This window comes from Sphaerospermopsis sp. FACHB-1094, assembly GCF_014696195.1.
Lineage (GTDB): Bacteria > Cyanobacteriota > Cyanobacteriia > Cyanobacteriales > Nostocaceae > Sphaerospermopsis > Sphaerospermopsis kisseleviana.
In genome coordinates this window covers 23,546-43,821 of record NZ_JACJPT010000013.1, presented here as the reverse complement: position 1 = coordinate 43,821, position 20,276 = coordinate 23,546, and the positions used below count along the sequence as shown (strand labels likewise).

General features: G+C 36.4%; 18 protein-coding genes. 2 read left to right on the top strand and 16 right to left on the bottom strand.

What is annotated here, in order from left to right; all coding sequences use genetic code 11:
• Window positions 1-136 precede the first annotated feature (136 nt).
• Entirely contained in the window at window positions 137-574 is a 438-nt protein-coding gene (locus H6F47_RS05990; protein ID WP_096572558.1) for a DUF29 domain-containing protein, read from the bottom strand.
• Between the two features lie 38 nt (window positions 575-612).
• Entirely contained in the window at window positions 613-1,233 is a 621-nt protein-coding gene (locus H6F47_RS05985; protein ID WP_190347059.1) for a type I restriction endonuclease, read from the bottom strand.
• A 305-nt stretch (window positions 1,234-1,538) separates the two neighbouring features.
• Between H6F47_RS05985 and H6F47_RS05980 the strand changes: the two genes are divergently transcribed.
• Both H6F47_RS05980 and H6F47_RS05975 read left to right on the top strand, forming a co-directional pair.
• Window positions 1,539-3,494, top strand: a complete 1,956-nt coding sequence (locus tag H6F47_RS05980) for an AbiA family abortive infection protein (protein ID WP_190648080.1) — start codon at window positions 1,539-1,541, stop codon at window positions 3,492-3,494.
• 234 nt (window positions 3,495-3,728) lie between these two features.
• On the top strand, window positions 3,729-3,902 hold the full coding sequence (locus H6F47_RS05975) for a hypothetical protein (RefSeq protein ID WP_162501836.1): 174 nt from the start codon (window positions 3,729-3,731) through the stop codon (window positions 3,900-3,902).
• Between the two features lie 117 nt (window positions 3,903-4,019).
• On the opposite strand, the gene proC is transcribed toward H6F47_RS05975, so the two are convergent.
• From proC to H6F47_RS05905, 14 genes are all read right to left on the bottom strand, one after another.
• Window positions 4,020-4,835: a pyrroline-5-carboxylate reductase gene (gene proC / locus H6F47_RS05970; protein ID WP_190648042.1), complete on the bottom strand. Its 816-nt coding sequence runs from the start codon at window positions 4,833-4,835 to the stop codon at window positions 4,020-4,022.
• A 74-nt stretch (window positions 4,836-4,909) separates the two neighbouring features.
• Window positions 4,910-5,503: a cell division protein SepF gene (locus H6F47_RS05965; protein ID WP_137666358.1), complete on the bottom strand. Its 594-nt coding sequence runs from the start codon at window positions 5,501-5,503 to the stop codon at window positions 4,910-4,912.
• A 310-nt stretch (window positions 5,504-5,813) separates the two neighbouring features.
• A complete protein-coding gene (locus H6F47_RS05960; protein WP_190648040.1) occupies window positions 5,814-6,518 on the bottom strand; it encodes a YggS family pyridoxal phosphate-dependent enzyme in 705 nt (234 codons plus the stop codon).
• Window positions 6,515-6,793 carry a transcriptional coactivator PipX gene (pipX, locus tag H6F47_RS05955; protein WP_096565540.1) on the bottom strand — a complete coding sequence of 93 codons (279 nt, stop codon included), beginning with the start codon at window positions 6,791-6,793 and terminating at the stop codon, window positions 6,515-6,517. The genes H6F47_RS05960 and pipX overlap by 4 nt, the downstream gene beginning before the upstream one ends.
• Window positions 6,794-7,426: 633 nt before the next feature.
• Window positions 7,427-8,185 carry a methyltransferase domain-containing protein gene (locus H6F47_RS05950; protein WP_190648038.1) on the bottom strand — a complete coding sequence of 253 codons (759 nt, stop codon included), beginning with the start codon at window positions 8,183-8,185 and terminating at the stop codon, window positions 7,427-7,429.
• 15 nt (window positions 8,186-8,200) lie between these two features.
• Window positions 8,201-9,211, bottom strand: a complete 1,011-nt coding sequence (locus H6F47_RS05945; protein WP_190347051.1) for an NAD-dependent epimerase/dehydratase family protein — start codon at window positions 9,209-9,211, stop codon at window positions 8,201-8,203.
• A gap of 200 nt (window positions 9,212-9,411) precedes the next feature.
• Window positions 9,412-9,558 (bottom strand): hypothetical protein, encoded by a 147-nt coding sequence (locus H6F47_RS05940; protein WP_190648086.1) that lies wholly within the window; start codon window positions 9,556-9,558, stop codon window positions 9,412-9,414.
• 37 nt (window positions 9,559-9,595) lie between these two features.
• Window positions 9,596-10,432: a class I SAM-dependent methyltransferase gene (locus H6F47_RS05935; RefSeq protein ID WP_137666363.1), complete on the bottom strand. Its 837-nt coding sequence runs from the start codon at window positions 10,430-10,432 to the stop codon at window positions 9,596-9,598.
• Between the two features lie 251 nt (window positions 10,433-10,683).
• Window positions 10,684-11,694, bottom strand: a complete 1,011-nt coding sequence (locus tag H6F47_RS05930) for an NAD(P)-dependent oxidoreductase (protein WP_190347049.1) — start codon at window positions 11,692-11,694, stop codon at window positions 10,684-10,686.
• An 81-nt stretch (window positions 11,695-11,775) separates the two neighbouring features.
• Window positions 11,776-13,671 carry a hypothetical protein gene (locus H6F47_RS05925; protein WP_096565529.1) on the bottom strand — a complete coding sequence of 632 codons (1,896 nt, stop codon included), beginning with the start codon at window positions 13,669-13,671 and terminating at the stop codon, window positions 11,776-11,778.
• 264 nt (window positions 13,672-13,935) lie between these two features.
• On the bottom strand, window positions 13,936-14,241 hold the full coding sequence (locus H6F47_RS05920) for an acyl carrier protein (RefSeq protein ID WP_096565527.1): 306 nt from the start codon (window positions 14,239-14,241) through the stop codon (window positions 13,936-13,938).
• Between the two features lie 4 nt (window positions 14,242-14,245).
• Window positions 14,246-15,580 (bottom strand): condensation domain-containing protein, encoded by a 1,335-nt coding sequence (locus H6F47_RS05915; RefSeq protein ID WP_347239066.1) that lies wholly within the window; start codon window positions 15,578-15,580, stop codon window positions 14,246-14,248.
• Window positions 15,577-17,232 (bottom strand): PfaD family polyunsaturated fatty acid/polyketide biosynthesis protein, encoded by a 1,656-nt coding sequence (locus H6F47_RS05910; protein WP_190347048.1) that lies wholly within the window; start codon window positions 17,230-17,232, stop codon window positions 15,577-15,579. Before H6F47_RS05910 ends, H6F47_RS05915 begins: the two co-directional genes overlap by 4 nt.
• 168 nt (window positions 17,233-17,400) lie before the next feature.
• A complete protein-coding gene (locus tag H6F47_RS05905) occupies window positions 17,401-20,223 on the bottom strand; it encodes a type I polyketide synthase (RefSeq protein WP_137669157.1) in 2,823 nt (940 codons plus the stop codon).
• Between the last annotated feature and the right edge of the window lie 53 nt (window positions 20,224-20,276).

Sequence of the window (20,276 nt, the reverse complement as noted above, 5' to 3'; positions counted from 1 at the left end):
ACTATCATAACCTGATTGGGGAAGAGGTGATGGGTAATTGGTAATTGGTAATTGGTTATTGGTTATTGGTAATTGGTAATTGGTAATTGGTGGGTTGCGTAGTAGATTATTTATGCGTAAAATTACGCGATTTAAGTCATTGTAATTGCTCTAACCAAAAAGTATCATGTAAAATTCCCTTTATATCTTCAGCAAAAGGGTATTGATCAGGAAAATCGAAACCTTTATATTCTTGACGAACTCCTTCTAAAGCAACTTGCCAGCAATTTGGTAAAACTTCGTTAGCATAGCGTTTGAGACTGGGTGAATCATCAAAAATATCCTGAAGTTCTACGCGAAAATTACGAATTTCTACTTCCCAGTGATGAAATTCTTGAGGAAGTGGTAAATAACAGCGTTTAAGTAGATGTGCCAATAATTGTCTTAAAAAACTTCTCACTTTTTGGCGATCGCTTCTGCCCAAACTTTCAATCTCCTCAATTAAGTTTTCCCAGTCTACATTTTGATAGTTTTTTTCTTTCAATAGATTAACTGTTTCTTCAATCCAGAGAGCATAATCTGTTTTAGTTAGCATAGCATTTTCCCTTTTATTTAATTTTACACTTTTATCAATCATTTTACTGTTTCTGCAATTTTGCGTAAGACTCGACACACAGACTCTAATTCACTTTGGGTAGTTAGAGGTGCAAACACCCGTGAAATAGCATACTGCTGATTTTGGACTTTGACAAAGACAATATCATCCCCATTAGTTAACATTCCAAAAGTAGGCAAATCAGTATTCGGACTGGCTATTAAATAAGCAAGAGTTTGGGGTAATGCCGACCAAACTGATAACATGGTTTTTTTGGACTCTAAAACAATTATCCAAAGGCGATCTTTCAATACTAAAACATCTATTCGACCCTGTAGAGTTTCTTCGCTATCGGTTATTGTGATTTGTACAGATTCTTCAGCTTTGATGCGAAAAGGTGGGTCATACAAACCTGCAACTGTCAGCAATGGAGAGACAAGTAATAGCATTACTGTACTTTCTAATAAATGTCCACCGGAACGATGATAAATATAACGCTGCCATAAAATTTCTAGGTTAGTGCGGTCATTAGGGTTAATCTCAGGTAATTGATCATGCCATTCTGTAAAAAAATCCTGAGATTCACTGCGAGTTAAACCAAATCTTTTTTCTGCTTCAGCTATGGTGGTGATGGTTTCAGTAACGGCTAGTGTTTGCATGGTGGATTTTTTCGGTAGTTGTGATTATATTGTCACTGCAACTTTACCAACTTCTGTAGATGGTTCGGGTATGGGTTGTCCATCTTCTTTCAATACTTCCAGATACAATTCTAAATCAGCTACTCTGTTTCTTGTAGGGTATCATCACAAGCAACACATCCAAGTAAATCTTGAACATAAGCTTTTTTTACCCAAACTATATAGCCATCCAAATTAAAGTATGGGAAAATACGGTGGTTATCAGTATTTATTGATAAGCCTTGCACTATTTTCTTTATCACGAATGATTTAGGATTGCTACAGTGATGACCAACAACAACAAAACACAACTTGGATACTTTATAGATTTTGGACTCTGGCAAGATGCACTGGAACTAATAAATTTCCAAATAAAGCAAAAGAGAACTAATCGCCATTTTAATACTTTTAGCCTATTTTATTATGAAAAAATTGATGTAACTTGCCTAAATCATGCTGCACAAGACTACTTCAATATAAAAATATCTAGTAGTCTTTTTTATGGTTTAAAAAAAGAGTTTTCTATTTTCTCATATGTTGTACCGAAGCCAGGACTTGGATTAAGGGATTATAAGTTTTTTACTTACCCAATGAGAGTAGTATATTATGCAGTTGGGCTATATTTACTTGAACTTTCACAGGAATTTGTAATTGAAACCTATAAACAAATTAAAAGTATTAATGCTTTTTACGGTGGCAACCTTAGTTATAAATCTGGCAAGCTTCAATTAAACTCTAAAAATATTTATTATCGTCATTTTCACGAACAATTTAAATCAATAATTAAAGAAGAAACTAAATCAGGTAATCAGGATAAAGTCATTTTAAAGCTTGATATTGAGAATTATTTTAATGAATTATCGGTTTCCCGACTACTTAATCTTCTAAGTAGTTTTATCAAGCCTAGTATTCAGGCTAATAGGGCGTATGATATTTTTACAAAAGAACAAATTATATCTCTATTTCAGTTTATATCTAATGGTAAATCTGGAATTCCTCAATCAGATAATAATATAATTTCCAGTTTCATTGGATATTTGTATTTAGTTTTTGGTGATCTGTTTATAGATGATATATTAAGAAAATATAAAGATATTATTGAATCGCATAGTATTATTAGATATACAGATGATATATACATTTCCATAACATTTAAGCCAAATATTAATCAAGAATATCAAGGTTTGTATATTCATTCAATTGCTTCTCAAATTGCTGAAATTTTATATAGCCAGCTTGGTCTTAAACTTAATCTAAAAACTAGGTTGTATCGCTTGTCGAAAAAGGAGGAAAAAGAAGAACTTCTTAAGAATATACGTAAATCATCTCCAAGTGATGAATATTTTAGCAATATCAAGGATGATGATGAGCAAGAAACAGAGGAAGTTAAAGAGGTTGCTGAAACACCTCAAGATAAGCTAAATAAGATATTTAAAGAGCTAAGAAAGATCAAGAAATCTAGAGTTGAGGATTATTTTATAAGAGGTAATTCAGCACAAGAGGAAATTCTTCAAGAGGTATTTGACAAAAGTGTAGAGCAAATACTTGATAAACCAGCCAACAAAAGGAAGATTAAAAACATCTTCAAAAAATTTAATTTTGATCTGGTTAAAGTCCAACCACTCGAAATACTAATTATATTGTTAAAGGATGAAACTGCAACTAATGAATTCAGGAATTTTTGTTTGGATAAAACTATTATCACTACGGGAGATGCCGACTTAATTATTAAATTTCTATGTCAAACCAATTTTGATGACGAAAATCAAAATCTTCTTCAGAAACTTCGACAGAATGTTCATATGAGTAATATTGTTGATGTTTTCCTTAAAAAAGAACTTAATTGCAATAAACCTGGATACTATAATTTAGCTTGTATGCAGATGAAAAAGCTTTCAGAGATGCCGGATGTATTAGAGCAAACTCGACTGAGAATTTTAAGTGAGAGAAATACATCCTATTCGGTTGCTCTTAATCATTTAGTTAATGAAATCCATGCTGTTTGTATCAAACAGGAAAAAGCAAATAAAAAAGATTACGATGTTAACAATGTAGTCAAATTTTTGCAATCGCAAGGCATTCGACATGAAATATGTATAAAAATAAGAAACTTATTTGATCGCAGAAACTCTAATAGTGTGTCTCATCCTGGTTCTGATGGGAGCCTTGCTTGGGAAGTTACAAAAGAAGAATATCTAGATTATTATGAGTATGTTGGGCAATGTTTAGATGTTATTTTATAACCCACATTCCGCACCCCCAGATGTCACAATTGGTAATTTCGGATTTTTGAATACTTCAAAGGATGGTTTTTATACAAAAATGCAGAAATTTTAGATAGCGATTGCCTACGGCACTGACGTAGCCAATCGCCAATATCAAATCTCCAAACAAGCAATTTTTAGTTATGTGACAGTTCAGGGTGCGGAATGTGGGTTAAAAAGTTAGTGCGATCGCAAATTTTATAGAGTCCGTTAATGAATCCCTTACAAGTGCTTGCAGATTTTGCTGCTTACTTAGCAAATGCTGAAAGTGAAGCTGCCACTCAAGAACTTTTGGCAATTCCTGGTTTGCTAGAACGAGTGAAGCAAAATCAAACCACCCCTAAAACCCATTACACAAACTGGAAAAAACTTCGATCTGATGTATGAAGTTTTGCTGTTGAGTTCATGAAAATTTTGATTGATATCAATCTTTGCGCCTTTGCGCCTTTGCTCCTTTGCGTCTTTGCGCGAAACTTCCCTAAATTTGAACTTTAAATTAATTGATCACCCTTTCCCCAACTCCTGAGAACGATGAGCAGCAGCTTTCACCGCTTCAATTAAAGCAGAACGAAAACCAGCTTTTTCCAACTCGCTGACCCCCGCAATAGTCGTTCCCCCAGGACTGGTAACTCTATCTTTCAACTCTGCGGGATGAATCTTACTTTCTTCTATCAGTCTTGCTGTTCCCAACACCGTATGTAAAGCTAACTGTTTAGCCACTGCCCTGGGTAAACCCGCAGCCACGCCCCCATCAGATAAAGCTTCAATCATCAACGCTACATAGGCAGGACCACTACCAGATAAACCTGTCACTGCATCCATCAGCGTTTCTGGAACTTCCACCACTTCCCCCACCGCCGCAAAAATTTCCTTAGCTGTTGCTTGATGACTGGGTTGAGCATAAGCACCTGTACAAATAGCCGTCATTCCTGCACCCACTGTAGCCGGGGTATTGGGCATAGCGCGAATAACTGGCAGTTGGGGAAAAGCCGCTTCTAGCTGTTTTAAAGACACACCCGCCAAAATAGAAATAATTAGAGGTGTATTTTTTATAGGTAAAATATCTGCTAATTCTTGAGCGATCGCACTAAATACCTGGGGCTTAACCGCCAACATCACCGCCTCTTGAGCTTGAGATAACACCAAACAATTATCCGTCGTTACAGCTACCCCATATTGCTGCTGTAAAAAACTCCGGCGAGACTCTTGGGGTTCACTCACTATAACTTCTGAACCTTGATAAATGCCCCGTGCAATAAGGCGGGATAATAGAGCTTCTCCCATTACCCCGCCACCAACTAAACCAAATTTAATAGTCATTTAGTTATTTAGTCATTAATCATCATTGATTAGTCATTTGCCTTGAACCTGACAAACGACTAACTTTAACTTCATTATTGTGCCATGCGGTTAGGTTCGCTACCCCAAGTGGGAGTAGTACCTGTAGGACGAACGGGACGTACTGGTGGTTGGGGTACTTCATGTAAAAATCCGCCTTGAGTGCTGACTTGCACACAACTGGGTGTAAACAAAAAGATACTTTCGCCAATCCGTTCTTGATGTCCATCTAGAGCATAAGTACCACCGGCAACAAAATCAACTGCCCGTTGAGCTTGATCCGGGTCCATAATCGTCAAGTTTAATACTACAGACTTACGTTCACGTAATGCTTGAATTGCCTGAGGCATTTCTTCAAAAGTGCGAGGTTCAAGGACTAAAACTTCAGAAATTCCATTAATTGCGCCTGGCATACCAATCACATTACTCATAGGCTTTGATCCTGCTGCTGCTTCTTCTTCTCCCATTGTAGAGGAGTTTTCACGCCAACGTCGATTAGCAGCTGGGGTTTCTTGTGGAGCAGGTTGAGGATTTTCTTGCTGATACAGATTTTGGTAGCTGTCGGTATCTGGTTCTTCCTCGTAATATTCGTATTCTACCTGCTCGTTCAAGCCCACAAAATCCCTTAGTTTAGAAAATATGTTGTTCATTATCTACGCTCCCAGTGGAAATTACCTTAATTGATCCAGATTTAAATTGTGGTAGCCCTAGTAAGTGCTGCTGCTTTGAGCAATTTTATTGCTATTTGTATTTTCTAGTACAGGTTTTCATGAACAAAAGACTGTTCTAGAAAGAACTTTATATTGACATAACAATGAGTTAAAATTATATCCTAAAGATGGAGTTATGCAAAGTTCTTTACCTATAGTTTTGTCTTAGTATTTACATTTGTCAAGTATATAAATCTAGCTACTTGGTTTTCCCCAATAGGCACTGACGCAATTGTCAGTGCTGAGTTGTTTAAGATACAGTCTTATCTGGTGAGATGTGGGAAATTTGGGAGCGATGCCCAAACAAAATAGTCCCTAATCTGACCATTGTTGCACCTCCTTGGATTGCCAATTGATAATCCCCAGACATACCCATAGATAGATGCTGCATTGTGATATTACTCCATGGTTGTGAGGCAATTTCTTGGGCAAGTTTATGGGTATGTTTAAACACATTCAAAATTTCCCCCTCATCCAAACCCAGAGGCGGAATTGTCATCAAACCTTGAATTTGCAAATTTTGACATTGATCAAGTGCTGGCAAGTCTGCTAATAGTTCTGGGATGATCCAACCAGACTTGTGAGGATCAGGGAGAATTTTGACTTGTAGGCAAACCAGGGGACTCACTCCTAGCTGTTGCGCCAGGGTATCTAGACGCTGGGCTAGATGTAGATTATCTACAGAGTGAATCCAATTAAATAATTCCAGAGCTTTTTTAGCTTTGTTACTTTGTAAATGTCCAATGAAGTGCCAAGTAATATCTGGCAGATCCTGTAACTCCTGTTGTTTACTGGCAGCTTCTTGGATGCGACTTTCACCAAAATCACGAATGCCCGCGCTGTATGCTTCCCGCATCAGTTCGGTTGGTACTTGCTTACTAACAGCAATTAACCGCACTGAAGGCGGAAGTTCAGCACGAATGGTAGCAATACGTTCACTAATTGAACTTGTCATTGGAATGTGCGTTGGAAAACACTCTGAAGCTGATCGTACTCCTGTGGCTTGCCACTGCGACGCAAAGTACGCAAACGATTTTCCAACATCATTCTGGCTTCAGTCCGGCCAATAGACTGAAATTTAATACCTTTAACGTCATTTGTTACCAAAAAAAATAAGCGTTGGGCATATAGTGTAGTAAACAGATCCTGGTTATCATCAACCATACAGATCCTATATAGTAAACCCCACGTTGGATGATTGATGTAAGTTTCTGAGTAGTCTGGATTCATTTAATAGTCAAGGTTGGGAGTATATATTCTTTTTTCGCAGTCTCACACAGTCATTCCGACGATAATAAGCAGTCTTCGTCCAGAATTTTTTTTGGCTGACAATGCGAAACTGTGGATCAGTTATCAGTTATCAATTATCAGTTATCGCCATTGACTGTTAACTGTTTGCTGTTAACTGCCTCCTGCCTCCTGCCTCCTATGAAGTTCCTCAGAGTGAAAACCAGCTTTTGGACTTCTCGTTGCATGAGCTTGTTTCCATCCTGCCATAATTCTCGCTTTATGGCGCAAATCTCAGCCGATGATGTTGTTCTGGCTGGGGTGGGGTTAGTAGCTAGTGACTGTTTTCTTAAAAATAGGACTTATGCAAGATTGGACTCAAAACCTGATTCTGACGTAGGGGTAATTCATGAATTACCCCTACTTTCATTCTGTTTTGCGTAAGTCCTAAATCACTTGCGATATAACTTGTGTGTGCAGAAATCCGCAAATTCTTTTCCCCCTGCTCCCTACTCTCTGCTCCCTGCTCCCTGCTCCCTGCTCCCTGCTCCCTGCTCCCTGCTCCCTGCTCTCTGCTCCCTGCTCCCTGCCTTCTGCCTTCTGCCTTCTGCCTTCTGCCTTCTGCCCCTGATCTTTTTAGGTGGTCATTAATTTGGCAGCAACCATGAGTTCAGGTACATTAATCACACCCCGGAAGAAAAAATCGCTGAGAAGTTGCCAGCCTCTGAAAGTGAAAAACTGTTGCCGTAGGGTTGGTCTGGCTGCTGGATAAAGCTGTCGCCACAGTAGAAGATCCCCACGAGTCAGACACCAATCATCACAACGGTATCGGTCTACAGAAAAATTCGCGTTTTCAAGTAGTGTAAATATATCTTCTTGACTAAAAGCATGGAGGTGATAGGGATCTATATGTCGGGTTTCACCAAGTGGTGCTGACAGCAGTAAGTCACCTCCAGGAATTATCAAACTGCAAAGATGATCTAGAAATTTTGCAGGATGGGGTAGGTGTTCTATCGTCTCGAAAGAAACAATCACGTCGAATTGCTGTGGCCACTCAAAGGTAAGAGCATCAGCACAGACAAATTCTACATTGTTTTCTTGATAGTGGTTTCTGGCATATTCTATGGTTTTTGGGCAGATATCTACCCCGACGACAGCGATCGCCCCTGCAAGACGAAGCATCTGACTACCGTATCCTGTACCACAGGCGATATCCAAAACTCGTTTACCTTGTACATAACTTGCTGCAGTTTCGTACCGTCGCAGGTGAATTTCAAAAAGTTTTTGACTTGCTGGATCGCTGGGTATCTGTTTGGGAATTAGACGTTCCCAAGTGAAGGGAAGACTATCTAAAGTTGTTACCGATTGACTGGGAAGATTGTGTTTATATTTCATAATTTTTAACCCATTTTAACCCATCTGATCTAAGGTTTTCAAGTCCAATGTTTGCAGCCATTTCTGTGTGCGTCGCAGTCCTTCGTCTAGGTCAATTTTTGGTTGATAATTTAATACACTTTGTGCTTTAGCAATGGAATAAGCATGGGGACGGGTGATAAAATCTAAAGTTTCCGGTAAAATATCAGGTTTCTTACCAATCAGTTTTAGCCCTTGATGGCGCAGTTGCAGCAGAAGTTTGAGTTCATTTTTAGGGAGAGAAAGGGGTGCAGGTAAATCTGCAATTTCCGCCAACCGTGTAAAATATTCTTTCCAAGAAGTTTCTTGTCCGTCAGTAATGTTAAATATCTCTCCAGATGCTTCTTTTTCTATGGCTAGAAATATAGCATCAATGAGATTGTCTATATATAAATGGTTAATTACTCCCTGCCCATTGTTGGCTAACCTAAATATTTTTTGGCGCATCAATTGTAGTGGTCGCACTACCCAGGGATAGCTTCCTGGTCCGTAAACATCTCCTGGTCTGAGAATGATAATGTTAAAATCTGGGGGGAAATTAAGTTGCAAAAGTGCGTTTTCGCTTTCTATTTTTGTCTGACAATAGGGATGATTTTCGGCAAAAATTGGATCAGCTTCGGTGATGCGATCAGGATAATTAAAACCGTAAACAAGAACACTGGAAAGATGAACAAAGGTTTTCACACCTGCATTGTGAGCAGCTTTGGCCATGTTAACAGTTCCGCCCACATTTACCTCACGAAAATGCTGGAGTGATCCATGTTCTTTGACAATGGCTGCTGTATGCAAAACAATATCAACTCCTTGGCAAGCTTTTTGTACAGTCGCAGGATCAGTTACACTGCCAATCATGACATCAGCGCCTAATTTTTGGGCTTTTTTAGCTTTTATTTGGGAATGTTGCAGCCCACGAACTTTCAAACCTTTTGCTAGGGCTATTTCGGTGGTACGTAAGCCGATAAACCCACCGATTCCAGAAATAAGAAGTGTTTTTCCACAGAGGTTCATAGCAATGATTATAAGTGGGTCGGCGTAAAAAAAAATGAAACAATTCTCAATTCTCAATTCTCAATTATCAATTGATAAGAATGGTGCTATTTGTTCGGGTTTAGAGTAATATTGCATTTTCAGCAAATTCATTTTTGATTCCTCTATACACCTGACTCCATTTATGGGAAAACGTCGCTAATAAATGAGATGCAACTATTTTATAAGGATAAAGGATAATCTGCTTTTGGTTTAATACACTCCCAATGAATCTCAATTTCTGGTATATTGAGGTATTTTGTAAAAGATTGAGTTGCACGATTCACATCTCCGTAATGTGAGTAATAAACTATCAGTAAACGTTTCATGGATTTTTAAATCGAGCATTTTTTATTGAAAGAAAAGTTACTTTTGCAAAACATAACAAAGATATTCTTGATCTCCGGTTTTAAATGCTTCATACATGGGAGTTCCTTGGCATCCAGCAAACCAGTTGGCGACTATGTGTAAGTATTTAGGAATATACTGGTTAATTGTTTTTAGTTTTCTGTCATTTTCTAAATCCATAGCTTTGAGAATATTAGGGGTTATTATTTCCGATTTTAATATTTTAAAGCCAGTATTTTTTAATGATATGGTTGTTTTTTTAATGTCTTTTTTTGGGCGAAAATCAGTAAATAAAAAGTAACCATTTGGGCGCAGAATTCTAAAAGATTCAGCGAAAAAACTTTCAGGTGAACCGTAACAATGTGACGATTCAACATTAACGACCACATCAAAGGAACAATCATTAAATGGTAGAGATTCTGCATCTCCGAGTTGAAAATTGAGTTGGGGAACAGAATGTGCTTTTTGACAGAATGCTATATTGCTTTTGGAAAAATCAACCCCGGTCATTGTTTTTGGTTGTAAATAACGCATAATATATGAAGAACCACCACCACGTCCACATCCTACTTCAATAACATCCAATTCTTGCAGTGAGATAGCCTTGGCAACATGATGATAAAGTTGAAGACAATAACGTTCTTCTTCTTCAGATGGGTTCAATTCTAGTTGTTTGGTATTCGGTTCTACATCTGCATAACCATAGTTGATAAAAGTAATTTTTATGTTGCTATAATTAGCCGCGAAAAGGTTATACCATCCTTTCCAAAACAATCTTCTCAAGGGATAGTGATTAGGGCGGGATATAAAGTTATTTAACAAGTTTTCAGGCAGAGAAGTGAAATTACTCAACATCTTGAAATCCCAAGTAATAGGTGATTAAAATGAACAGGTTTAAAGTGAATTTAGCTTGAAATCAAGGCAGCATCCCAAATGTGTAAATTTATTTTTATCTATGGAAATAATATGCACTAATATCCTGATATGATTGTTCGCGTAGCGTGCCGGAGGCATTACCGCAAAGGGCGCAAAGAACGCAAATGTAAGAGAGTTTCAGAGATTTTTTGGTGTGGCTGTGTTGATTTTTTTCAAAGTTGGGATACTCCCTAAATCAATTTTTGGATATCAGTTTTTTTCAACCATTCATGAGTACGACGCATTCCTTCAGTCAAATCAATTTTTGGTTGATAACCCAACATAGTTTTAGCTTTAGCGATAGAATAGGCATAAGGACGAGTGATAAAATCTAAAGATTCTGGCAGAATATCGGCTTTTTTTCGTAACAGTTTTTGACCTTGGTAACGCACTTGCAACAATAATTTCATTTCATCTTTGGGTAGAGAAATAAAAGCTGGTAAATTTTCTATTGCAGCTAATTTTGTAAAATACTCTTTCCAAGAAGTTTCTTGTCCATCTGTGATATTAAATATTTCTCCAGATATTTCTCCCGATGGTTCTTTTTCAACTGCCAAAAAAATAGCATCAATGAGGTTATCTATATAGAGATGATTACTTACACCTTTACCATCATTGGCATAAGCAAATAAATTTTGACGCATCAATAAAAGTGGACGCACTACCCAGGGAATACAACCCGGACCGTAAACATCACCAGCGCGGATAATAATAATATTAAAATCTGGCGGTGCGTTCAATCGTAAAAGTGCAGATTCTGCTTCTATTTTAGTTTGACAATAGGGGTTATTTTCTCCACAAAGCAATTCTGATTCTGTCACTTGATGAGGATAGTGAAAACCATAAACTAGGACACTGGAAAGATGCACAAAAATTTTCACACCAGCATCTTTGGCGGCTTTTGCGATATTCATTGTACCACCAACATTTATTTCCCGAAATTTCTTGATATCGCCTGTTTCTGCTGCTAATTGTTCGGTATGAAAAACAATATCTACTGCTTGACAAAGTTTTTGGGCAATGGCAAAATCCGTGATGTTACCAAACAATAAATCAATATCCAAATTATTGGTATTTTTTCTGTTCACAGAAGTTTGTAAACCACGAACTTTCATTCCCCGTTCTAAAGCTAATTCAGCAGCACGTAAACCAATAAAGTTATCTATTCCCGTAATCAGTAATGTTTTGGAATTGATGTTCATAATTCTCACAAATTACTCAATTTTTTCACTAGGGAGATTAATAACCCAATTACCTATTCCCTGTTCCCTGTTCCCTGTTCCCTATTCCCTATGAATGATGAATTGATTTTTACTACTTATATTTGCTTTGAGAGCAGCAAAATGTTGTCCACCTAATTCAATTTGTTCTGCTACACATCCATTTTTTAATCTATCAACTAAATAGTCCATATCACGAGCAATAAAATTTGTGCCATGATCTGGTTCTATTAAACTAAGTAATTTGATATTTTTTGTTGGTTGATTAGCTAAGTTAGAAAAACCTAAAAAATTAAACACTCCTGATTCATAAGTTCCACAGGGTACAGAAGGATTATCAACACCAAAACAATATTCATTTTCTTGAAACCAATCATAAGCAGGATAGCCATGAAAGTGAACAATTGGCGCACCATTTGCAATTAATTCTGGTGTATATAAAGCCGCACCTAGAGTAATTGCCAGCATGACATAGATATCATAGGAAGGTTTGATATCTAGTGTATTTGACTGATTGCCTAGTGGTAATTGCAGATGTAAATTATTTTTTAAACCGATGCGAAGGATATCTTTTTCAAGATTTAAGTCTGTTTTATTAGCACCGGAACGAGAACTAAGTAACCAAATATCGGGGATTTGTTTAAATACATATTCTCCAGCAATGAGGATTTTAATATAACGTCTACCTGCTTCATTTGTACGAATTTCATTACTACTAAATCCACCAACAGGTAATAGGTTTTCCCATTCAGCAGCAGTTATTTCTGGTTTTCCTACATAATAAGGTGGTTCTGCATAAGCGACAAAACCATAAGAAACTCCCGTTCTACCATTGACGATGACATTAACAATATCTCTGTGGGACTTTCTTTTAATAACTTCCGCTAATTTAAAACCTGGTGGAAATAAACCAGTTGATGCTAGTTCTTGACCTAGTTTCACCAATTTATGAGTATAGCTAGATATATAAGGATTATATTCTCCGATTTCAAATCTATTCATTAACAGGGGAGCGATGGGAACAAAAACTTTAGGAATCAGAGATTTGGAAATAAAATTATCTATTTCTGTTCTCTCGAAAATAGAATCTGATAGATTCATATTGAGAATGGAAATTTTATCATTAGATACGCCAATGACAATTTCGGAAAATGTTTTAATGAGTGTATTGATGCCAATGCTAATTTTGTCTTGATACTTGGTTAAAGGATTTACAAACTCCTCATCTAGTTCACCAATAATGATCACTTGAGTATTTGTGGGATCTTCCACATATTTAGCTGCATGATCTTCCGCCCAACTACTTAATTTAGCGATTTGAACAACAGACAGTCTTTGCTGATTTACTAGCCAGGGATAAGATAAACTATAAAAATTTTCGGCTATAAATATTCCTAATTTTCTCAACCATGAGTTAGGTCGTTCTACATCTATCACTGCATCAATTTCTGCTCGTACACCCTTGATTTTTAAAGAATAATTCCAATTAACTAAAGGAATTTTAATATCATAGAAAATTTCCGTGGTTGCTTCTTGCCAAGGGATAACAGTAACACCCAAGTTTTTTAATTTAATTGCTAATTCTTGGCGGAATTTAATAATTATTTGATTATGATAACCATGAGGTAAAGGTCTAAATGTCACACTGAGATTTTGAGCCATCATTTGTGGATTAATAATTGGTGGCTGATATCCTATAGGTGATTCACCTGTAAAACCACCTATTAACCTGCCAATAGTTTGTAAACTAATTCCTTGAATCAGAGGTTCAGAAGCTGATTTTGTAGCGATATTCATTTCTTGTAATAATGCCAAAATATCTCCTTTATATGTGGCTATTTCCGCTTGTATTTCTGGTGTAATTACTCCTTTAGGAGAACGAATATTTAATTTGCTATTTTCAACCCAAAATTCCACGCCTTGTTGAGTGAGTTTCGCTAAAATTTCGGATGCGTTCATGACTAAATCTCCCAGGTTTTAACGAACTAAAAAGCATAAGGAAAAGAAGACACTCCGCTGAATGATGTTTCCTCTATTCGTGCGAAGTGTCAGTCTTAGAGGAGGAAAAACTTGAAAATTTGTAAGTATTTAGCTATTAGCCATCAGCAATCAGCTAACATCAAATAATTGCCAATTTATTCGTGTCTTTATTTGTGTCGTGTTAATTTGCGAAAAATGCTGGAAATTACAAGCTAAATTCTTACAAAAATGTTTATGTATTGTTTAAATCTGCAAAATTTCTGAGTCTGAATTTTCTAATTCTTCAGCTAATCTCTGTGCCAATTCTTCAATAGTGGGATAATACCACAAATGGATTAGAGATAATTTAAATCCCAGAAATTTCTCAGCTTTACTCGCAAGTATTATGGCTTGAGATGAATCTAAACCGTAGCTATCTAACGGTTCTCTAATATCAATTTCCTCTGGGTTAAGTCCCAATATGTGGGAAATATTATCTATTAGCCAAGCTTGAATATCTGCGGTGTTAAAGGCTGTTTTTACAGGGTGTTGATAAAGATTTTCGCTCATTTATTTATGCACCTCTAATTTTTGCAGTATTGGATGATAAATTAAGGATGTAACAGACAACTTGATTTACCATATCTTCCATTGTCTCCCGACTAATTGAAGGTTGAGAAAAAACAAAGTTTAACAGCATTTTGCCTTGAAAAGTTGCCACATGAATCACAAACATACCTGCATATAAAGAATGAGAACCTGCAAAACTGATCTCTTCTAGTTCTAATTCACCATACGATTTGGGAATGTTTACCTTGCCAATATTAGATACTGAAACTGTAGCTGCTACTTGTTGAGGAAAGATAAAACAAAACTTGGTTAGATACTTAGCCAGTAATACCATATTAAAAATATCACCATGCTTAATTCCCGATTCTAAATTTTGTTTTACTTCCCTTGCTAATTCCCAAAAAGATGTATTTTTGTTTATGGTGTGAAATCCCATCAGAGATGTAGCTAAAACAGCTAAGTTTTCCTTATTAATTGCAGGTTGCAAACGTCTGCGTAAATCAAGATAAGATAGACAATTCATGCAGACACTTTTTTGATTTGGTTTGATAATTTTTCTAGCTACTGTCAACATGAGTAAGGCACATAAAGCACTGTTGACTGTGGTATTTTCTAGCTTACATTGAGCAATAAAGTTTTCAGTTGCATCTGCAAAAATTTGTTTATGGATAATTGCACAATTCCGTTGATAAATAGGTACATACTTTTCAAAATTTAATGTTTTTGGTTGTTTCCAAAACTTTTGCCATCCAATTTTTAACAATAATAAAAATCTGCTTGTATTCCCTCTCCAACCTTGTGTATATTTGGGTAGTAGTTTTTCAATGGGTGGTAGTTGTTCTAAGGTGGTAACTTCTTGAATGGTATCACCAGATGTAAGTTTTTGGTAATAAGTGAAAATTTCTGAATGCAGTTGAATACTGGATAAACCATCAGAAATTGCATGGTGCAAGGTGGAAATTAGATAATTAATTTTTGGCTCATCCTTGATAGTAACTATGACAACTCTCATTAGACATTTGCTACTATCAATTACCTGATTCATTTCTTGATTAACAACTTCTTGCCATTGTTCCTCATCTAAATTTATAACTGTTTGCAAAGGGATTTTTTCTGTACCTATGGGTTGAAAATAAAAACGATTTTGAGAATGGATAATGCGAGAATTTAGACTAGGATGGCGATATTGAATAATATCTAAAGCTTGTCTGATAACTGCTTCTTGGAGGTTGCCGTTAATGCGACTAATAGTAACTAAATTCCAGGTTTTAGCACGGCTATTGAGGATTTCCATTGTTGCTTCCAGACTGCTTAATTCTCTGTTGTCTGGCATAGTCATAATTTTTCTGGAAAATATTGACTGTATTCATCTGGAATTTGTAGTCCTTGGATTTTTAAGTTTTGGATGCGGTATAAAAATGTTGCTCCTGTCATAATGTGTTCAGCAACTTCTACTACTTGGCGATTTTTTGGTTCAGCTAAGTATGAACCTCTCACCCAATCATTAAAGCTACCCATTGCCGGTCCACACCAAATTTGATAGTCAATTTCTCGACCTTTTTCTCCACTGTTAGACCACCGAGAAGATAGTCCTAAATACCAACGGAAAATTAGAGCCATTTTCAGTTTAGGATTACTTGCTGCTTTGGTTAATTTATCTGGGTTGCGTTGGGATAAATAATTAACTGTTTCTTGCCAAACTTCTTGCACAGGCTTTTTCAAAATTTGCTTTTCTAATTTCTCTTTTTCTGCGAGGGTAATTTCTTCAATTGAATTGTAATTTTTATATAATTCATATAATTTTTGAGCGCGGATAGGAAAGAGTGTACCACGTTTGAGAACTTGTAATTTTACACCCATTTCAAACATATCTGCGGCGGGTGCCATCATCACATCAGCCATTTCGGCTTGAGCTAATAATTCTTTGGTATATTCAGAAGTTCCGGCTTCAATGCAAGATTGATTTATAGAACCGGTAACAACATAAGCAGCACCCATAATAAAGGCAGCTAAGGCTGATTTTGGTGTGGAAATTCCGCCAGCTACGCCAATTCTGACGGGGTTTTCATATCTGTATTTATTTTGAATTTCATCTCGTAATTCTAAGATGGAAGGTAATAAACATATCAGGGGACGATTATCTGTATGACCTCCAGAATCTGCTTCTACTGTAATATCATCAGCCATAGGAATTTTGCTGGCAAGATTGGCTTGTAATTCACTAATTAAACCTTGTTCAACTAATGGTTTAAGGATTTTTGTAGGTGCAGGTTGCAAAAATTTAGTGGCAACTTCGCGGCGAGAAACTTTGGCGATGACTTTATTTTTGATTTGGATTTGATTGGCTGAATTTAAACTTAATCCTGCGGCTCGATAATAAACAATGTTGTCAGTTAAATCTAAAAATGCAGATGCTTCAACAATTCTGACTTGATGTTTGAGATATAAATTAATGCTAAGACGTTCAATTGCTGGTTCACTGGGACTATGGAGTAAGTTAAAAGCGTAAGGTTTTTGATTTAAGGCTTGCTGAATTTTGTTAATAGCAGTCTCGACACGGGAAGGGGATAAACCTCCTGCACCAAAGACACTTAAAATTCTTTGTTTACCTAGTGCAATTACCATTTCTTCTGATGCTATTCCTTGAGCCATTGCCCCAGTCATATAGGCATATTTTACACCATAAAAATCGAGGAAACTTGTATCACCTAGTTGTTGAATTGCTAAGGGTGGAACAGCCATTAACATTTCCATCTGGGCTGTTTTACCATTATTGACATGAGATAAATTACCTTCGTTTGTGATGCCAATTATCCCTTCATTTCTAACTATATAACATGGTTTTTCTAAATTCCTCAGTTTTAATTTAATTTGTTCTGCATCAAAGGAAACATTGTTAAAATTACCTTGCCAATTTTGATGATGGTTGATGAATAAGTTAGAAAACTGGAGATTATTTTCTTGATTCGATCTATTTTCTGTATTGTACATTTGAGCCAACCTCTTAACATCTAATTTGGTTTTGGGAACTCCGAAAAATCAATTATCCAATTAATTGATATTATCTAAACTTCCTGCACCTGATCCCTTTATCTATTAGTAAATTCCCTTATTTGGGCGGGCAAGATGCCCACCCCACACATACACCACAAATACAGGTTATTTAATTTTTGCTCTTTGTTCAACTATCTTTTTGTAAATGCCTATTTTTTGTTGAATTAAACAATTGATTTGCTGTAATGATGCTTGGCGTGATTTTAATAAAAAACTGTGAGCTTTATTCATGAGTGCATTGTTATCACTCAATTTTTGATAGTGCAGATTAGAGGGATGATGGGTGATAGATTTTAAATCTTCCAGAGAAATTAAAGGTGGATTTTGGAAATTACTGTTGGGTTCTAATTGAATTTGAGTTTGACTATTTACCCCAGAAAGAGAATACAAGGGTGATAAATCTAATTCAACTTGATGGCTGACGAGTTTGGCTAATCCTCTAATAATTGAAGTATGATCATCTACTCCCCTTCTATTCATAGATACAGCGAGGTGTTCTTTTTCTTTGAGGGTTGAATTTATCCAGCGGGTACAATTGCTACCAACTCCTACTTCAATAAATATTCTGATGTTGTCATTGTAGACGCGGTTAATTAAACGGGGAAAATCAAGTTGTTGACAGAGACTTTTAGCAATGTTATGTCCTATAGTTTGACTATCAATTGTAATTGGTTCGTAATTTGCAGCAGAATAAAAAGTAGATTCTGGTATATTTTGAATCGGCAATGTGTTAATTTTAGCAAGTTCATTGTACTCTGATTCCATTGGTTGACAATGAATTACATGATTTATTGATGTAGGGAAAGCATCACATTTAAGGTTTTCAATGACTCGTTTACAAGCTTGTGTTTCTCCAGCAATTACAACTTCTTCCGGTGTGTTAATTAATGGGATATACACACGGTTTTCATGTTTGATTGCTTCCTTCACTTCGGAAACTGGACATATCAGAATGTAGTTACTCCAAAATTCTGGAACATTGCTATTTAACGGTATCCCCCAAGCTTGACGAACTGCATTTTTTTGTCCTGATAGTTGGGTTTTAAATAAAGGAGATGAGTTCAAGTAATCACTGGTACTTTTAAAGCTAGTCCAAATACCTTGGGCTAACATCATACTGGTTTCACCAAGACTGTAGCCAAAAGCGCATTGAGATTGAATTTGAAAATAATTTTTGAGAATTGCTGTCATTAGTCCAGCAATGCCAACTTCTGCCTCCAGCATTGTTACTGGGTCATCTATTAATTGTTGTTCTATGACTTCTAATTGTCTTTTTGCAAGTTTATTGATGCTGCGGGGATAAATTGTTTTTTCAATCTTAGCAACTCGTTCATAGACGTTGTTAATTACTGGATCGTCATAAATTTTCGGAAATAGTCGGAAGAGGTTGCGACCTATACCAAGATAAGATGTGAAAGAGCCGGGATAAACGAAAGCAACTTTACCTTTTTTTCCCTGTGGTTTGGCTGTAAAATAACTGCCAAGAGGAGTTTGCCAATCTTTGCCAGTCTCAAAGGCAATTTTAACACCTTGAATTGCCCGATCTATTTCTATTGTTAATTCTTCTTGATTACGTGCTAAGATTGCTATGGTATAATTGGCATTTTGATAGTTTTGAATTTGATAGTTTTGAATTTGATAGTTTTGAATTTGATGTTTTTGAAATTCTCTAAATGTTTGGTTAGCTAGTTGGGATAAAGTAGGATAATTTTGGAGATTTTTTTGTAGTGTGAAAATTTCGTCTAGGAGTGAGGATTGATTTTTGGCAGCTATAGCAAATAAATAATAAGGCATTTGTTCTAAATATTTACTGCTGCGTTCTATTTGACTGGTATCTTCTGACAAAATTAAATGTACATAACTGCCATCAGCTTCCATGCTATTAATAGCAGCTATTCTTCTATTCACACCTGATTCTAAAAACCAAGGTTTAGATTCTGTGGCAACATAAAAGGGACTACCACGCCAAATATCTGGTTTTTTGACTCCAGTCCATTGAGGAACTGCGGGAATGTAGCGATGATATAAACAAAGTGCTGTTTTAATTAAGCTGATAATTCCTGATGCAGTGTGAGTGTCACCAATGTTAGCCTTAACGCTACCTAAAGCACAATGTAAATTGGTTTTTCCTGTTCTATAAGCTGTGATTAAACCTTGAATTTCTGCATCATCTTGTTGGGGAATTCCACTAGCATAAACTTCCAGATAACCAATATCTTTGGCTTCAATTTCTGCCAGAGAAAAAGCTGTTTGACAAGCTTGGGTGACAGTTTCTGGTTGATATGGAGAATTTTGCAATACACTTAAAGCATCAATTACTGCATATATGCAATTATTCTCTTCTCTGGCTACATCATGAAGTTGCAATACTACTGCTGCTGCACCTTCTCCTGTTAAAGTTTCATGAGCGTTTCGGTCATAACTGAGGGTCTGTATATCTATGCGGTGATTTTCCTGTTTAGCAAAGTCCATTGCTGCGACCAAAACAGCATCCACTTGCTTATTTGTTAATAGCTTTTGCGCTAAATTTAAGGCTAAAAAAACAGAATTTTCTTCAGCAAAAGCTGGACTTGTTGCATCCCAAAGCCGGGAAATATAACTGGCTAATTTATCTTGGTGCTGAGTTTGGGATTTACTCACCATGATCACTGCAATTTTTGTATCTGGTCGCAGTTTGGTATTTTTGAGAGTATTATCAGCCACTTTTAACATTAATTGTTGTTGTGGTGATAATTTTTCAATTTCTGCTAAGGGAATTGGTAAGGATGATGTTTGACTATCGTTTTGACTATAATTAATAGGTGTGAAATATTGTTTTCCTTGGTAAATACTGCGTTCAAAATCGTCTAGTTCTTGAGAACTACTAACAAAACAATTCATGCCGATAATTGCTATTTTTGGAAGTTTATTTTGTGTAAATTCTTTCATGATGATTCTCCATATTTTAGAATTAAGAGAAGAGATCACGCAGAGGCACAAAG

Excerpts from the sequence above, each read along its gene's own strand:
- H6F47_RS05965 (WP_137666358.1), bottom strand. The coding sequence starts at position 5,503 with ATGAACAACATATTTTCTAAACTAAGGGATTTTGTGGGCTTGAACGAG.
- proC (WP_190648042.1), bottom strand. The coding sequence starts at position 4,835 with ATGACTATTAAATTTGGTTTAGTTGGTGGCGGGGTAATGGGAGAAGCT.
- H6F47_RS05935 (WP_137666363.1), bottom strand. The coding sequence starts at position 10,432 with ATGTTGAGTAATTTCACTTCTCTGCCTGAAAACTTGTTAAATAACTTT.
- H6F47_RS05940 (WP_190648086.1), bottom strand. The coding sequence starts at position 9,558 with ATGAAACGTTTACTGATAGTTTATTACTCACATTACGGAGATGTGAAT.
- H6F47_RS05925 (WP_096565529.1), bottom strand. The coding sequence starts at position 13,671 with ATGAACGCATCCGAAATTTTAGCGAAACTCACTCAACAAGGCGTGGAA.
- H6F47_RS05950 (WP_190648038.1), bottom strand. The coding sequence starts at position 8,185 with ATGAAATATAAACACAATCTTCCCAGTCAATCGGTAACAACTTTAGAT.
- H6F47_RS05930 (WP_190347049.1), bottom strand. The coding sequence starts at position 11,694 with ATGAACATCAATTCCAAAACATTACTGATTACGGGAATAGATAACTTT.
- H6F47_RS05905 (WP_137669157.1), bottom strand. The coding sequence starts at position 20,223 with ATGAAAGAATTTACACAAAATAAACTTCCAAAAATAGCAATTATCGGC.
- H6F47_RS05960 (WP_190648040.1), bottom strand. The coding sequence starts at position 6,518 with ATGACAAGTTCAATTAGTGAACGTATTGCTACCATTCGTGCTGAACTT.
- H6F47_RS05980 (WP_190648080.1), top strand. The coding sequence starts at position 1,539 with ATGACCAACAACAACAAAACACAACTTGGATACTTTATAGATTTTGGA.
- pipX (WP_096565540.1), bottom strand. The coding sequence starts at position 6,793 with ATGAATCCAGACTACTCAGAAACTTACATCAATCATCCAACGTGGGGT.
- H6F47_RS05915 (WP_347239066.1), bottom strand. The coding sequence starts at position 15,580 with ATGACTATGCCAGACAACAGAGAATTAAGCAGTCTGGAAGCAACAATG.
- H6F47_RS05945 (WP_190347051.1), bottom strand. The coding sequence starts at position 9,211 with ATGAACCTCTGTGGAAAAACACTTCTTATTTCTGGAATCGGTGGGTTT.
- H6F47_RS05975 (WP_162501836.1), top strand. The coding sequence starts at position 3,729 with ATGAATCCCTTACAAGTGCTTGCAGATTTTGCTGCTTACTTAGCAAAT.
- H6F47_RS05920 (WP_096565527.1), bottom strand. The coding sequence starts at position 14,241 with ATGAGCGAAAATCTTTATCAACACCCTGTAAAAACAGCCTTTAACACC.
- H6F47_RS05910 (WP_190347048.1), bottom strand. The coding sequence starts at position 17,232 with ATGTACAATACAGAAAATAGATCGAATCAAGAAAATAATCTCCAGTTT.
- H6F47_RS05985 (WP_190347059.1), bottom strand. The coding sequence starts at position 1,233 with ATGCAAACACTAGCCGTTACTGAAACCATCACCACCATAGCTGAAGCA.
- H6F47_RS05990 (WP_096572558.1), bottom strand. The coding sequence starts at position 574 with ATGCTAACTAAAACAGATTATGCTCTCTGGATTGAAGAAACAGTTAAT.